Annotated in this window: 9 protein-coding genes; 5 read left to right on the top strand and 4 right to left on the bottom strand. The window is 70.2% G+C overall.

Annotated elements, in window-relative coordinates:
• The first annotated feature begins 504 nt into the window (after nt 1–504).
• Together EOD73_RS14860 and EOD73_RS14855 are read left to right on the top strand one after the other, a co-directional pair.
• The gene (locus tag EOD73_RS14860; RefSeq protein WP_127683806.1) at nt 505–2,334 is read left to right on the top strand and encodes a 2-oxoacid:acceptor oxidoreductase subunit alpha; all 1,830 of its coding nucleotides are present in this window, start codon (nt 505–507) and stop codon (nt 2,332–2,334) included.
• Nucleotides 2,331–3,377 carry a 2-oxoacid:ferredoxin oxidoreductase subunit beta gene (locus EOD73_RS14855; RefSeq protein WP_127683805.1) on the top strand — a complete coding sequence of 349 codons (1,047 nt, stop codon included), beginning with the start codon at nt 2,331–2,333 and terminating at the stop codon, nt 3,375–3,377. The genes EOD73_RS14860 and EOD73_RS14855 overlap by 4 nt, the downstream gene beginning before the upstream one ends.
• Nucleotides 3,378–3,380: 3 nt before the next feature.
• Here EOD73_RS14855 and EOD73_RS14850 read toward each other — a convergent pair whose 3' ends face one another.
• Nucleotides 3,381–3,596, bottom strand: a complete 216-nt coding sequence (locus EOD73_RS14850; protein ID WP_127683804.1) for a hypothetical protein — start codon at nt 3,594–3,596, stop codon at nt 3,381–3,383.
• A 166-nt stretch (nt 3,597–3,762) separates the two neighbouring features.
• On the opposite strand from EOD73_RS14850, the gene EOD73_RS14845 reads away from it, so the two are divergent.
• Together EOD73_RS14845 and EOD73_RS14840 are read left to right on the top strand one after the other, a co-directional pair.
• Nucleotides 3,763–6,720 (top strand): putative bifunctional diguanylate cyclase/phosphodiesterase, encoded by a 2,958-nt coding sequence (locus EOD73_RS14845; protein WP_205702481.1) that lies wholly within the window; start codon nt 3,763–3,765, stop codon nt 6,718–6,720.
• A 144-nt stretch (nt 6,721–6,864) separates the two neighbouring features.
• Nucleotides 6,865–8,793 carry a putative bifunctional diguanylate cyclase/phosphodiesterase gene (locus EOD73_RS14840; protein WP_240660730.1) on the top strand — a complete coding sequence of 643 codons (1,929 nt, stop codon included), beginning with the start codon at nt 6,865–6,867 and terminating at the stop codon, nt 8,791–8,793.
• Between the two features lie 16 nt (nt 8,794–8,809).
• On the opposite strand, the gene EOD73_RS14835 is transcribed toward EOD73_RS14840, so the two are convergent.
• Nucleotides 8,810–9,190, bottom strand: a complete 381-nt coding sequence (locus tag EOD73_RS14835) for a hypothetical protein (RefSeq protein WP_127683803.1) — start codon at nt 9,188–9,190, stop codon at nt 8,810–8,812.
• A gap of 80 nt (nt 9,191–9,270) precedes the next feature.
• Nucleotides 9,271–11,748: a sensor domain-containing protein gene (locus EOD73_RS14830; protein ID WP_127683802.1), complete on the bottom strand. Its 2,478-nt coding sequence runs from the start codon at nt 11,746–11,748 to the stop codon at nt 9,271–9,273.
• A 197-nt stretch (nt 11,749–11,945) separates the two neighbouring features.
• Here EOD73_RS14830 and EOD73_RS14825 point away from each other — a divergent pair, with 197 nt between their 5' ends.
• Complete coding sequence (locus EOD73_RS14825; RefSeq protein ID WP_127683801.1) at nt 11,946–13,892, top strand: methyl-accepting chemotaxis protein; 1,947 nt, start codon at nt 11,946–11,948, stop codon at nt 13,890–13,892.
• Nucleotides 13,893–13,904: 12 nt separating this feature from the next.
• On the opposite strand, the gene EOD73_RS14820 is transcribed toward EOD73_RS14825, so the two are convergent.
• Nucleotides 13,905–14,888: an ABC transporter substrate-binding protein gene (locus tag EOD73_RS14820; protein WP_240660729.1), complete on the bottom strand. Its 984-nt coding sequence runs from the start codon at nt 14,886–14,888 to the stop codon at nt 13,905–13,907.
• Nucleotides 14,889–14,978 lie beyond the last annotated feature (90 nt).

The raw sequence follows: 14,978 nt of genomic DNA, 5'->3' as shown, positions 1-14,978 counted from the left end.
GTTCGCTCCGGTCAGACAGTCGGGCGGAGTCAGTGCACGAAGCGCGCTGGCGCGCGCGCCGGACTCGGCTGCGCTGCTCGGCTCGTCAAACGGGGCGAACAGCCCAGCAGCCAACAGCCGAGAAGCGGCGCCAAAGGTTGAAGTCCGGGCTGTTCGGTATTCGGCTGTTCCGGCTGTTGCCCCGTTCGTAGGCGCCGAGCAGCGCAGTGCAGGGGGGCGCGCGCGCAGCGCGCTTCAAGCACTGACCCGGGATTGCTGTCTGACCGGAGCGAACGCAGTGAGCGCAGGGAGTTCAATCCCGCAGCCCCCCGGAACGAGCAGCGCAGGGAACCCCAGCCGCAGGCTGGGGCGCTGGAGCCGGGGCGGCGCTTTTGGTTCCTTTTGGCAAGACAAAAGGAACTCCGGGTGCAGGGCGGACAGCGCCTGCGGGCTGCCCCGAGGCACGCGCCCAAGCGACCCTGGACGCGCAGTCGCTCCGCGCACTCACGCAAAGGAAATCCAACGATGAGCCGCATCGAATCCACCAACGACTTCGTCATCAAGTTCGCCAACGTCAATGGCAGCGGCAGCGCCAGCGCCAACGAACTGTTGGCGCGCGCCATCTTGCGCATGGGCGTGCCGGTCAGCCCCCGCAACATCTTCCCGAGCAACATCCAAGGCATGCCCACCTGGTACGAGCTGCGCGTGTGCGAGCAGGGCTGGCTGGGGCGCCGCGGCGGCATCGATCTGATGGTGGCCATGAACCCGCAGACCTGGGACGCCGACGTGGCCGAACTCGACCCGGGCGGTTACCTGTTCTACGACAGCACCAAGCCCTTGCCACCGGGCAGCTTGCGCGACGACATCACCGCCATCGGCATGCCGGCCACGGCGATCTGCAACGCCAGCTACGAGGACCCGCGCCAGCGCACGCTGTTCAAGAACATCCTCGTGCTGGGCGCGCTGGCCGAGCTGATGCAGGTCGAGCTGCCCGTCATCGAAACCCTGTTCGCCGAGCAGTACAAGGGCAAAGAGAAGCTGCTGGACAGCAACGTGCAGGCGCTGCGCGCGGGCGCGGCCTTCGCGCGCGAGCACCTCGCGCAGCAAGGCTTGGGCCTGCGCGTGCAACGCGCCAACGCCGTGGGCGACCGCATTTTTGTCGAGGGCAATGCGGCGACGGCGCTCGGCATGGTCTACGGCGGCGCCACCGTGTGCGCCTGGTACCCGATCACGCCGTCCACCTCGGTGGCCGAGGCCTTCCAGGCCTACTGCAAGCAGTTCCGCACCGACCCCGAGACGGGCGAGGTCAAGGCCGCCATCGTGCAGGCCGAGGACGAGATCGCCGCCATCGGCATGATCCTGGGCGCGGGATGGAACGGCGCGCGCGCCTTCACCGCCACCAGCGGCCCCGGCATCAGCCTGATGCAGGAGTTCCTGGGCTTCGCTTACTTCGCCGAGGTGCCGCTGACCATCGTCAACGTGCAGCGTGGCGGGCCCAGCACCGGCATGCCCACGCGCACGCAGCAGGCCGACCTGCTGGCCTGCGCCTACGCCAGCCACGGCGACACGCAGCACGTGCTGCTCTTCCCCGAAGACCCGGCCGAGCTGTTCGAGTTCGCCGCCACCGCCTTGGACCTGGCCGACCGCCTGCAAACGCCGGTGATCGTGATGAGCGAGCTCGACATCGGCATGAACCAACGCCTGTGCCGCCCCTTCCACTGGGACGACGCGCGCCGCTACGACCGGGGGAAGGTGCTGACCCGCGAGGATTTGGATGCCGGGCGCAAGCTCGAGCGCTACAAGGACGTGGACGGCGACGCGCTGGCTTGGCGCACCCTGCCCGGCACGCACCCCAGCAAGGGCGCGTACTTCACGCGCGGCAGCACGCACAACGCGCTGGCCGTGTACAGCGAGCGCGGCGACGACTACCGCTACATCGCCGACCGCCTGCAGCGCAAGATGCGCACGGCCGCGCAGCTGGCGCCGCAGCCCGCCGTGCGCGCCGCCGCCCAAGGCACGCGCCTGGGCGTCGTCTACTTCGGCAGCACTGCCCCGGCCATGGACGAGGCCCTGCACGAGCTCGCGCAGGCCGGCGTGCACCTGGACGCGCTGCGCGTGCGCGCCTTCCCCTTCGCCGCCTCGGTGGGCGAGTTCATCGACGCGCACGACACGGTCTTCGTCGTCGAGCAAAACCGCGACGGCCAGCTGCGCACCCTGCTGGTGAACCAGCTCGAAGTCGACCCCAAGAAGCTGCGCAAGCTGCTGCACTTCGACGGCACGCCGATCACCGCGCGCTTCATCCGCGACGCCATCACCCAATCGGTCCAACAAGCCGCCGTTGGGAGCCCCGCATGACCTACATCGCCAAGCCCAGCCTGCACCACCCCACGCTCACCAAGAACAAGGTGGGCTACACGCGGCGCGACTACGAGGGCCGCATCAGCACCCTGTGCGCCGGCTGCGGGCACGACAGCATCAGTGCCGCCATCATCCAAGCCTGCTGGCAGCTGGACATCGAGCCGCACCGCGTGGCCAAGATGAGCGGCATCGGCTGCAGCAGCAAGACGCCCGACTACTTCCTGAGCGCCAGCCACGGCCTGAACAGCGTGCACGGGCGCATGCCCAGCGTGCTCACCGGCGCCAGCCTGGCCAACCGCGAGCTGCTGTACCTGGGCGTCAGCGGCGATGGCGACTCCGCCTCCATCGGCCTGGGGCAGTTCGCGCACGCCATGCGCCGCGGTGTGCCCATGGTCTACCTCGTCGAGAACAACGGCGTGTACGGGCTCACCAAGGGCCAGTTCAGCCCCACGGCCGACGCCGGCAGCCGCAGCAAAAAGGGCGCGACCAACACCGACGTGGCCATCGACCTGGTGAGCCTGGCCCTGCAGCTGGGCGCCAGCTACGTGGCGCGCGGCTTCAGCGGCGACAAGGCGCAGCTGGTGCCCCTCATCCAGGGCGCCCTGCAGCATGGCGGCGCCGCCTTCATCGACGTGGTGAGCCCCTGCGTGGCCTTCAACAACCACGCCGGCAGCACGCGCAGCTACGACCACGTGCGCGAGCACAACGCCGCGCTCAACCGCATCGACTTCATCGACCTGGCCGAGGCCCCCACGGGCGACGCGGCGGTGATGGACGTGCCCCAGGCCGACGGCAGCCTGCTGCGCCTGCGCAAGCTGCAAGCCGACCACGACCCGCGCGACCGCCTGAGCGCCATGACCACCGTGCAACGCCTGCAGGCCCAGGGCGAGCTGCCCACGGGCCTGATCTACGTGAACCCCGAGCCGCGCACCCTGCACCAGCAAATGAAGCTGCCCGCGGGCGCGCTGAACCGCTTGGACGAGGCTGCGCTGTGCCCGGGCACCGAGGCCTTGGCGAGGCTGAACGCGTCGCTGCGCTGAGCCTCAGCGGAAGAAGATCTGCCAGAGGCCCACGATGACGTGGCCCCAGATCAGGATGTTCAGGCTGGCCAGCGTGAACACGCGCGTGTAGTTCCACAGGGCCTTGGCCCGGTCCAGGCACCCGCCTTCGCCCGTGAACACGAACAGGACGAAGTAAAAGGCCGCCGGCACGAAGGTGCCGACGATCAACAGGGCCATGGTCCAGTAGAAAAAGCGCATGGGCGGATTGTGGTGGGACGTTTTGTAACAAACGCCTCCGGGTGATCCCGCTGCCCGCGGGGCGTTGTGGACGGGCGCCAACTCCTTCACAGCGCGCCCTGGCCCCCTGCGGGACGCAACGGGTACAAAGGCGAGTGGACCGCCCAGCCGGCCCCGACCTCTGCCCATGGACGCCAACGCCAAGCCCTATTCCCGCCAAGTCGGACGCACCATCGCCGCACTGCTGGCCTTGGTGCTGGCTTTCGTGGGCTACGTGTGGCTGGAAAAGCGCGTCGACGCCGCGAACGACGCCCGGCACCGGGCCTTCATGTTGGCGGACGAGCTGCGCCAGTCGTCCGACGACCTGACCCGCATGGCCCGCACCTACGTCGTCACCGGCGACGCCCGCTACCGCGAGGCCTTCGACGACATCGTCGCCATCCGCGACGGCCGCCTGCCCCGACCGGCCCGCTACGGGCAGATCTACTGGGACCTGGTGCTGGGCGGCCGGGTGGCCCGCACGGAGGTGCACGGCCCGGCGGTGCCCCTGATGGACCTGCTGCGCGAGGCCGGTCTCACGGCCGAAGAATTCCAAGCGCTGGCGCGCGCCAAGGGCGAATCGGACGCCCTGGCGCAGTTGGAGCAGCAAGCCATGGCCTTGGTGCAGGGCGCGGCCCCGGGCGATGGCAGCACCCGCGAGCGGGCGCGGGGCATGCTGCACGACGAGGGCTACCACCGCCTGAAGGCCGCCATCATGGGGCCCATCGACGCGGTGTACCAATCCATGGACGCCCGAACCCACGCGGCGGTCGAGACGGCCGCGCGCCATGCCCTGTGGGGCCGCTTGGTGGTGGTCGCGCTGGCGGCCTTGGTGGTGCTGCTGGTGCTGCGCACGCGCCGCACGCTGCGCGCCTTGCTCGGCGGCCCCGCCAGCGAATTGCACGCGCGCATCGGCCGCCTGGGCCGGGGCGACTTCGAGCTGCCGCCCTTGCCCGAGAACACGCCGCCCGAAAGCGTGCTCGCCCGCCTGAACCGCACCGGCGAGCAGCTGCGCCAGCTGGCCACCCAGCAGCGCCGTGCCCAGGCCCAGCTGAAGCTGGCCGCGGGCGTGTTCACGCACGCCCGCGAGGGCATCATGATCACCGACGCCCAGGGCCTGATCGTGGACGTGAACGAGGCCTTCTTGCGCCTGACCGGCTACCGGCGCGACGAGCTGCTCGGCCGCTCGCCCCGCCTGCTCGATTCGGGGCACCACGAGCCGGCGTTTTTCGACGCGATGTGGGAGCACCTGCGGCGCGACGGGCAGTGGCACGGCGAGGTGCACGACCGGGCCAAGGACGGCAGCGTGTTCGTGGTGCTGGAGACCATCAGCGCCGTGCGCGACGAGCAGGGCGAGATCACGCACTACGTGACGCTGATGAACGACATCACGCGCCTCAAAGAGCAGGAGCAGCGCCTGGCCCACATCGCGCACTACGACGCGCTGACCGGCCTGCCCAACCGCGTGCTGCTGGGCGACCGCCTGAAGCAGGCCATGGCCCAAGCCCCACGCCGTGGCCAGGTGGTGGCCGTGGCCTACCTGGACCTGGACGGCTTCAAGGCCGTGAACGACCTGCACGGCCACGAGGCCGGCGACCGCCTGCTGGTGGCCCTGGCCAGCCGCCTGCAGCAGACCCTGCGCGAGGGCGACACCCTGGCCCGCCTGGGCGGCGACGAGTTCGTCGTCGTGCTGCCCGACCTGGCCGACACCAACGCCAGCCAGCCCCTGGTCGGCCGCCTGCTGCGCGCCGCCGCCCAGCCCCTGCCCGTCGGCGAGCTGAACCTGCAGGTGTCGGCCAGCGTGGGCGTGACGCACTACCCGCAGGCCGAGGACGTGGACGCCGACCAGCTGCTGCGCCAGGCCGACCAGGCCATGTACGAGGCCAAGGTGGCGGGCAAGAACCGCGTGGTGGTCTTCGACGCCGACCAAGACCGCGCGCTGCGCGGCCACAGCGCCACCGTCGAATCCCTGCGCCAGGCCCTGGTGGGCAACGAGTTCGTGCTGCACTACCAGCCCAAGGTCCACATGGGCAGCGGGCAGGTGGTGGGCGTGGAGGCGCTGATCCGCTGGCGCCACCCGCAGCGCGGCCTGCTGGCGCCCGGGCAGTTCCTGCCGGCGGTCGACGACCACCCGGTGGAGTGCGAGATCGGCGAGTGGGTGATCCGCAGCGCCCTGGCCCAGCTGGCCGCCTGGACCGACGCCGGCCTGAGCCTGTCGGTGAGCGTCAACATCAGCGCGCGCCACCTGCAGCAGCTGGACTTCATCGAGCACGTGGCGCAGGCCCTGCAGCGGCACCCGCAGCTGCACCCCAACCAGCTGGTGCTCGAGGTGCTGGAAACCAGCGCCCTTGAAGACATGGTGGGCGTGAGCCGCACCATGGCCGAGGGCGCACGCCGCGGCCTGCGCTTCTCGCTCGACGACTTCGGCACCGGCTATTCCTCGCTGACCTACCTTCGTCGCCTGCCGGTGGCCGAGTTGAAGATCGACCAGAGCTTCGTGCGCGACATGCTGGACGACCCCGACGACCTGTCCATCCTGCACGGCGTCATCGGCCTGGCCGACGCCTTCCACCGCGAGGTGGTGGCCGAGGGCGTGGAGAGCGAAGAGCACGGCGCCGTGCTGCTGCAGCTGGGCTGCACGCTCGGCCAGGGCTACGGCATCGCGCGGCCCATGCCGGCCGACCAGCTGCTGCCCTGGGTGCAGCACTGGGAGCCACCGGCGGCCTGGCGCCACCAGGCCCTGCTGCGCCGCGAGGACCTGCACCTGCTGCGCGCCAAGGTCGAGTTCGGCGCCTGGATGCGCAGCCTGGAGCTCTACTTGCTGGGCCGGCGCGAGCTGGCCCCGGCCCTGGACGTGCAGGAAACCTGGGCGCAGTCCTGGCTGCGCGCCACGGCGGGCGACGACGCGCTGGGCGGCACGCCCTTCTTGCAGCGCCACGCGCGCCTGCTGCTGCTGGCGCACGAGGCGCTGCAGTTGCGCGCCGTGGCGCCCCAGGGCCTGGCCCCCGAGGCGCTGGAGGCCTTGCAGGCGGCCCACCTGCGGGTGCTGGAGCTGCTGCAAGCGCAGCTGCGGGCCCGCGAGGTGGCGGCCAGCCGCTGGCTCTGAGCCGCCGTCGCCCCCAGGCGACCACGCCTCGCGCGCGGCGAAGGCTGCGGCCGGCGCCCGGGACAGTCCTGACCGGCGCGGGGGAGTAACCCGGTTACAAACGCGGGCTTTTGTGCCCTTCCCCCGCTGGGCCCCTGGATTCCCTTGTTGACCGTTCACCTGACCCGACCGCGCGGGGCGTTCCTGCTCGTGGCCAGCGCTTGGCTGCTGGCCCTGGTCGCGGCCGTGTTGCCGGTGCCGCCGGCCTGGCGGGTCGGGGCCTTGTTGGGGCTTGGCGGGGTCATCGCGGTGGCCGCCTGGGGCGGCCGGCGCTGGCTGTGGCAGCGCATGGCGCACTTGCGCCGCCAGCAGGCCCAGTGGCAGCTGGAAGCCGGGGTGTTCACCCACGCCCGCGAGGGCATCATGATCACCGACCCGCAGGGCCGCATCGTGGACGTCAATGCCGCCTTCGAGCGCCTGACCGGCTACACGCGGCAAGAGCTGGTGGGCCACTCGCCGCGCCTGCTGGACTCGGGTCAGCACCCGCCGGCCTACTTCGAGCACCAGTGGCAAGAGCTCAAGCAGACCGGCCTGTGGCAGGGCGAGGTCTGGGACCGCCACAAGGGCGGCTCGCTCATCGCCACCCAGCAAACCATCAGCGCCGTGCGCGACGCCGCGGGCCGCGTGACGCACTTCATCAGCCTGATGAGCGACATCACCCGCCTGAAGGACCAAGAGCGCCGGCTGGAGCACACCGCCCACTACGACGCCCTGACCGGCCTGCCCAACCGCGTGCTGCTGGCCGACCGCCTGCGCCAGGCCCTGGCCCTGGCCCCGCGCCGAGGCCTGCGCGTGGCCGTGGTCTACCTGGACCTGGACGGCTTCAAGGCCGTGAACGATGCGCACGGCCACGAGGTGGGCGACCGCCTGCTGGTGGGCCTGGCCAACCGCATGCACCAGGCCCTGCGCGAAGGCGACACCCTGGCCCGCTTGGGCGGCGACGAGTTCGTGGCCGTGCTGCAAGACCTGCCCGACGCCCACGCCTGCGAGCCCCTGCTGCAGCGCCTGTTGTGGGCCGCCTCCCTGCCCTACGACGTGGGCGAGCTGACCCTGCAGGTCTCGGCCAGCCTGGGCGTGACGCTCTACCCGCAGGACGAAGAGGTCGACAGCGACCAGCTGCTGCGCCAGGCCGACCAGGCCATGTACGCCGCCAAGCTGCAGGGCAAGAACCGCTACGTGGTCTTCGACGCCGTGCGCGACCGCGCGCTGCGCGGGCACATCGCCAGCGTGGAGGGCATGCGCCAGGCCCTGGGCCGGCACGAGATGGTGCTTCACTACCAGCCGCAGGTGAACCTGCGCACCGGCGAGGTGGTGGGCCTGGAAGCCCTGGTGCGCTGGCAGCACCCCGAGCGCGGACTGCTGGCCCCGGCGGAGTTCCTGCCGGCCGTGCACGACCACCCGCTGGAATGCAGCCTGGGGCAGTGGGTGCTGGAGTCGGTCGTGGCGCAGCGCGCGGCCTGGCATCGCCAGGGCGTTCGCCTGCCCATCAGCGTGAACATCAGCGCGCGGCACCTGCAGCAGCCCGGCTTCATCGACGACCTGCAAAACCTGCTGGGCCAGTACCCCGACCTGAACCCGGCCGACCTGGTGCTGGAGGTGCTCGAGTCGAGCGCGCTCGAAGACCTGCTGGGCGTGAGCCGCATCATGGCCGACGGCGAGCGCCGCGGTTTTTGCTTCGCGCTCGACGACTTTGGCACCGGTTACTCGACGCTCACCTACCTCAAGCGCCTGCCGGTGGCGAAGCTCAAGATCGACCAGAGCTTCGTGCGCAACCTTTTGGAAGACCCCGACGACCTCGCCATCCTGCAAGGCGTCATCGGCCTGGCCCAGGCCTTTGGGCGCGAGGTGGTGGCCGAGGGCGTGGAGACCGAGGCCCACGGCAGCGCGCTGCTGTGGCTGGGCTGCGACGTGGCCCAGGGCTATGGCATTGCCCACCCCATGCCGGCCGAGGCCGTGGCGGGCTGGACGCGCGAGTGGCGCGCGCCACGCGCCTGGTGGACGAAGGACGCCGGGCCCAGCGGCTTCACCGCCTGAGCCCGGCCAGCGACCCTCAGGTCGGCGTGGGCACGCCGGCCATGCGGTCGTGCTTCAGGAAGTACTGCCGCGCCATGGCCACCAGCTGCTTGTCGCTGGGGTGGTCCACCGTCTCGTAGCCCACGATCTGCGGGGCCAGCGCGGCGCGGTGCTTCTCCACGTAGTGCTTGAAGTCGGACTGTGCGGTGCGCGAGCCGGTCACCAGCACCTCGGCGATGCCGGCCAATGCGTCGCACACGTCGGCGTAGAACTCGTGCTCGGTGCGCACCGCGCTGCCGCGCTGCTTGGTGTGGTGGCTGTGGGATTTGACGCGCTCGGCCTGCACGTGTTCGGCGTCGAACTGCAGCACCTTGGCCTCGTGGTGGTCCAACCAAAGCACGGCGTGGAACAAAGACATGAAACGCTCCGAAGTGATGGGGTGCGTTCATGGTGCGCCGCGCGGCGCGCCGGCGCTTTGACGCGGCGCAAGGCCGGTGCTCAGGCCGACGCCGCGGGCGCCGCCGGGGCGTAGAGCGCCCGCCAATCGGCCTCGGGCAGGGGCTTGCTGAAGTGGTAGCCCTGCAGGCGCACCTGCGGGGCCAAACCCGCGAACAGCGCGACCTGCTGCGCGTTCTCGATGCCCTCGGCCACCACTTCCAAGTTCATGTGATGGGCCACGGCCAGGATGGTGCTGATCAGGGCCACGCTGTCGGCGTCGTCGGTCGCGTCGTGCACGAAGCTGCGGTCGATCTTGAGCTCGTGGATGGGCAGGCGCTTGAGGTGCGCCAGCGAGGAGTAGCCGGTGCCGAAGTCGTCCATCGAGAAGCTCACGCCCACCTCGCTGAGCGAGCGCATCTTCAGCACCACCTCGTCCAGGTTCTCGATCACCAGGCCCTCGGTGACCTCGAGCATCAGGTCGTCGGGCAAGGCGCGGTGGCGCAGCAAGCAGGCCTGCACCCAGCTGACGAAGTCGGGCGAGTGGAAGTGCCGCGGGCTGATGTTGACGGCAATGCGCAGAGGGTGCCCGGCCTCGCGCAACTGGCGGGTCAGGCGCGCCACGGCGTCCAGCATCCAGCGGTCCAGGGCCACGATCAGGCCGCTGTCTTCGGCCACCGGGATGAAGTCGCCGGGCGGCACCAGGCCCCGCTCGGGGTGCTGCCAGCGCACCAGGGCCTCGGCCGCCACTTGGCGGCCGCGCACGTCCACCTGCGGCTGCAGGTACAGGCGCAACTGCCCACCCGGAACGGCCTCGCGCAAGGCCTGCTCCAGCGTGAACTGGTGGCGCGCCGCCTCGCCCATGCTTTCGTCGAAGAAGGACACGCGCTGCACGCTGGCCCGCTTGGCGCGGTGCAAGGCGGTGTCGGCCCGGCGCATCGCGTCGCTGAAGTTGTCGTTCGGCGACTGCGCGAGCAGGGTGACCCCGACGCTGACGCGCAGCTCCATGCAGTGCTCGCCCACCTGGAAGGCCGGCTGCAGGGCCTTGAGCGCGGCGTGGGCCGCGCGCAGGGCGTCGGCGCTGGTGTCGGCAGCCGAGCGGTCGCGCGCCGGCGGCAGCAAGAGCACGAACTCGTCGGCGCCCAGGTGCATGACCGAGTCGATCGTGGGCTGCAGGCGCTTCAGGCGCCGCGCCACCTCGCGCAGCACCTCGTCGCCCACGGGGCGCCCCAGGGCGTCGTTGATGGCGTGGAAGCGGTCGAGGTTGACGATCAGCAGCGCGGCGGGCTCGTCGGGCCGGGCCTGGCGGATGGCGCGCTCCACGCGGTCGCTGAGCAGGTGGCGGTTGGGCAGGCCCGTCAGCCCGTCGTAGTACGACAGGCGGTGGATTTCGATCTCGGCACGCTGCGCGTCGGTGATGTCGCGCCAGATGGAGACCACGTAACGCCGGCCGTTCACCTCGATGCCGTGCCCGGTGATGCTCACGTCCCGCAACTCGCCGTCTTTGCGGCGGTGCTGCGACTCGAAGCGCACGGGCTCGGGCCCGTGCATGGTTTCGAACGTGGCTTGGATCGCGGCATCGTTGTAGAGGGGGTCGATGTCCCCCACCGTGAGCTGGGCGAACTCGTCGCGGGTGTAGCCCAGGGCCTTGGCCGCGGCGTCGTTGAACTCCACGAAGCGCGCGGTCTTGGGCTCGATGATGGCCACGCTGTCGGTCGACTGGCTGACCACCGCCGAGAACAAGGCCCGCCGCTCGTTCAGGGCCTGCTCGTCCAGCACCCGCTGGGTGACGTCCTGCACCGTGCCCATGACACTGCGCAGTTGGCCCTGCGCATCGCGGCGCGGCTCGGCGTGCTCCAGCACGTGCTTGACGCGGCCGTCCGGAAACACGATGCGGTGCTGCACGCGGTAGACCTGGCAGCGTTCCACGGCCTCGCGAAAGGCCAGGTCCACGATGTCGCGGTCGTCGCGGTGCACCCGTCGAAAGAAGTCTTCCAGGCTGGGCTGGTGGGTCGCAGGGTCGGTCTCGAAGATGGCGTGCACCTGCTCCGACCACTCCAATCGATCGGTCGCCAGGTCCACCCACCACGTGCCCTGCTGGGCGATGCGCTCGGCATCGCGAAGGCGGTCGATCGTCCGCTGGAGCGATTCGCGCAGGGCCACCGCACTGGTGATGTCGCGGGCCACGCCCAGCACGCCGATCAGGCGCCCTGCGGCGTCGCGCAGCGGCGTCTTCAGGGTCTGGACGTGCTCGGTGTGGCCGTCGCTGGCAAAGCGCAGCACCTCTTCGTTTTGCTGCGTGCGGCCAGCCAGGATGGCCTTGAGGTCGTGGTCGCGAAAGAAGGCCGCCAGCTCGGGCGCCACGAAATCCCGGTCGGTCTTGCCCACGATCTGGTCTTCGGGCACGCCGTACAGGGCCTCGAAGCGCGGGTTGCAGGCCAGGTACACGCCCTCCGGGTCCTTGATCCACACAAGGTCCGGCAAGGTCCGCACCAGGGTGCGGAAGAAATCGGGAGGTGGGGCGGCGGGGGCGGCAGGCATGAGGGAGCTCAAAGAGCGGACACCTCGAATGCTCCGCCCAGCCGCGCCGGTGGGCCTTGCGCTAGCTCAAGCCTGGGTGTCACGGCGGTGGAGACCCCTCCCCCATTTTTCTGAAGGGCCAGGCCCAGCGTCACGGATTCGTCACCAAGCATCCGGACCATCCAGGGCGCGCTTGGCGCGATCCCTCGGAGCCCACGATGTTCTCCATGAAGGACCAGTCCCTGGTCGTCCGCTTCAGTTGGTTGTCTTTGCTGGTGGTCTTGGCCGTGGCGCTGCCGACCGGCGCCTTGATGCAGCGCGTGTTGGCTGAGCAGCGCTTCGTGCACCAGGAGTTCCAAGGCACGCCCGCCGCCCTGTCCCTGCTGGACGCCATCGCTGCCGTCCAAGAGCACCGCCTGCACAGCTTTCTCCAACTCAGCGGCCAGGCCGATGCCGCCGCCCCTCGGCAAGCGGCGCAGGCCAAGGTCAATGCGGCCTTGAAGGCCGTGGAGGCCGTGCTGCCGGAGGCCGAAGGCCTGCGCGCTCGATGGACCGACGCGCAGAAGGCCTTCGCGGTGCTGGCCGCGGAGGTGGCCCAAGACAGGATGGCAGGACGAGAGGCCTTCGACCGCCACGGTGCCTTGCTGCGGCAGTTGGACGACCTCAGCGCGCACGTGCTGGCGGCCTCCGGCCTGTTGCTGGACCCCGAGCCCGGCAACTACTTCTTGATCGTGGCCGGCTTCCAAGAGGGCAAGACCGTGGTCGACCAGCTGGCGCAGCTGCACGACCTGGGCTTCAACGTGCTGCGGCAAAAGGGCGCCAGCCCGCTGGACTTGAACCAACTCGCGGCCGTCAAGGCGCGGTTGGAGGACCGCGCTCGCTTCTTCCAGCAGAACCTGGACCTGGCCCACGAGCGCGCCGGGGTGGTGCTGGACGAGGACTTGCAAAGGCGCGTGACCGCGGCCAAAGAGGGCGTGGCGCAAAGCATCGCCTTGGTCGACCAGACCTTCCTTGGCTTCTCGCCCGACTTTGACAAGCCTGCGGCCGACTACGCCAAAGCCCTGCAATCGGCGCTGCAGGCCCAAACGCAGCTCACCCAGACGTTGTCGCGGCACGTGGCCCACGCGCTGCAAGCCCGGGCCCAGGAGCTGGCGACCTTTGTCTACGCCCTCAGCGCCGTGTTGCTGGCCTTGTTGGGTTTCTTGGCCTGGCGCCTGTGGGCGGTGGTCCAGGCCATCCTCAAGCCCATCCAGACGCTGGCCCAACGCAGCACATCCATGGCCGGGGGAGACCTGAGCCAGCCTTTCCAGGCCGACACCCGCAACGAACTGGGGCAGTTGAGCCAAGCGCTGGAGGCCATGCGCCACGAATGGAGCGCCTTGCTCCTGGGCTTTCAGCAAGCCACCCAAGAGGTCAACAGTGCCAGCGACGAGATCCGCCAAGAGAACCAGGAACTGAGCGCGCGAACCGAGCAAGCCGCCGCCCGCTTGCAGCAAACCGCGTCCACCGTGCAGACCCTGTCGGCCGACGTGGTGGTCACCGCGGACAACGCGCAGCAGGCCCGGCAGCTGGCCAACGACGCCGCGGCGGTGGCCGCTCAAGGAGGCAACACCGTGGGCCAGGCCGTGAGCGCCATGGACGCCATCCACACGGCGAGCCAGCGCATCGTGGACATCATCGGCGTGATCGATGGCATCGCCTTCCAAACCAACATCTTGGCCCTGAACGCCGCCGTGGAGGCGGCCCGCGCGGGCGAACAGGGCCGAGGCTTCGCGGTGGTGGCCAGCGAGGTGCGCACGCTCGCCCAGCGATCGGCCACCGCGGCCCGCGAGATCAAGGGCCTGATCGCCGTGAGCACCGAGCGCATCGAAGAGGGCCTTGAGCGCGTGCACGCTGCGGGCCACACCATGCAAAGCATCCAAAGCGCCGTGGCGAACGTGAACGCGGTGATCCAAGACATCAGCGCCGCGGCCGGCCGCCAGAGCCACGAGATCCGCGCCGTCAACGAGGCGGTGGCCGCGCTGGAAACGCTGACGCAACAAAACGCCGCGGTGGCGGAACAGTCCGCGTCCAGCACCGAGGTGCTGGCCCAGCTGTCACAACGGCTTCAAGCGTCGGTCGCCCACTTTGTGCTCAGCGACAATTCTCCGCCTCGCCAGCGCTGAAGCGGCCTGGCGTCAGCCGGTGAAGCGCTCACTCGCCACCTGGGCCAGCTTCACCTCGCCCGGCTTGTACAGGCCGGCCTTGACCATGTCCTGCAAGAAGCCGTCCACCTGGGCCAGGCGCAGGCGGCCCAGGGTGGCCACGTCGCCCACCAGGCCTTGGCCGACCATCAGCGCGTGGCTGGCCAGCAGCTCGGCCTGCTTCATTTCGGGGTTGTCTTGGCGCATGCGCGCGTCGGCCGCGGCGCGCTGGGCCACGCTGCCGCTGACGTAGGCCTTCCAGCCGGCGATGCTGGCGTCGACGAAGCGCTTCACCAGGTCGGGCTGCTTGGCCACGGTGTCGGCGCGCGCGTCGATCAAGGTGCTGTAGCTGCGCCAGCCGTGGTCGGCGATGAGGTGCACCACGGGGTCGAAGCCGCCTTGCTCCTTCACGTAGATCGGCTCGGCCACCGAGTAGGCCTGCTGGATGCTGCGCTTCTCGGCCAGGAAGGGGCCGAGCGTGTAGTTGTAGGGGCGCAGCGCTTCGTCCCGAAAGCCGTGCGCCTGCTTGAGCCACTGCCAGGTGGTGAACTGCAGGTCCTTGGCGATCCAGGCGCGCGGCGCCTTGGCCAGGGCCGCGAACTGCTCGAAGCCTTGGCCCGGGTGCGCGATGAGCGCCTGCGGGTCCTTCTGGAACACCGCCGCGACGCAGAGCGTGGGCACGCCCATCTTGGCGTGGTCGAAGGCGTGCAGCAGGTTGCCCGTCATCAAGAAATCGACCTTGCCCGCGGGCAGCAGCGGCCGGTTGTTGACCTGCGGACCGCCCTGGCGGATCTCGACCGCCAGCCCGGCCTTGGCGTACGTGCCATCGACCAGCGCCTGGTAGAAGCCGCCGTGCGCGGCCTGGGCCTTCCAATTGGTGGCGAAGACGACCTTCTGCGGTGCGCTGAGGCCCTGGGCGCGGATGAAGGCGGGGGCGGCCAGGGCCCCGGTGGCGAGGAGGGTGCGGCGGTTCAGCATGGCCCGCATTGCACCACCGGATGGGCTCGGGTGGCGGCGTCAGATGCCGGCGGTACCGCGCCTTGCGCCCGCGGCTTCAAAGCTTGCCGC

The organism is Inhella crocodyli (genome assembly GCF_004004565.1).
GTDB lineage: Bacteria > Pseudomonadota > Gammaproteobacteria > Burkholderiales > Burkholderiaceae_C > Inhella > Inhella crocodyli.
This window is presented reverse-complemented; position numbering and strand designations above follow the sequence as displayed.

Excerpts from the sequence above, each read along its gene's own strand:
- EOD73_RS14860 (WP_127683806.1), top strand. The coding sequence starts at position 505 with ATGAGCCGCATCGAATCCACCAACGACTTCGTCATCAAGTTCGCCAAC.
- EOD73_RS14855 (WP_127683805.1), top strand. The coding sequence starts at position 2,331 with ATGACCTACATCGCCAAGCCCAGCCTGCACCACCCCACGCTCACCAAG.
- EOD73_RS14850 (WP_127683804.1), bottom strand. The coding sequence starts at position 3,596 with ATGCGCTTTTTCTACTGGACCATGGCCCTGTTGATCGTCGGCACCTTC.
- EOD73_RS14845 (WP_205702481.1), top strand. The coding sequence starts at position 3,763 with ATGGACGCCAACGCCAAGCCCTATTCCCGCCAAGTCGGACGCACCATC.
- EOD73_RS14835 (WP_127683803.1), bottom strand. The coding sequence starts at position 9,190 with ATGTCTTTGTTCCACGCCGTGCTTTGGTTGGACCACCACGAGGCCAAG.
- EOD73_RS14830 (WP_127683802.1), bottom strand. The coding sequence starts at position 11,748 with ATGCCTGCCGCCCCCGCCGCCCCACCTCCCGATTTCTTCCGCACCCTG.
- EOD73_RS14825 (WP_127683801.1), top strand. The coding sequence starts at position 11,946 with ATGTTCTCCATGAAGGACCAGTCCCTGGTCGTCCGCTTCAGTTGGTTG.
- EOD73_RS14820 (WP_240660729.1), bottom strand. The coding sequence starts at position 14,888 with ATGCTGAACCGCCGCACCCTCCTCGCCACCGGGGCCCTGGCCGCCCCC.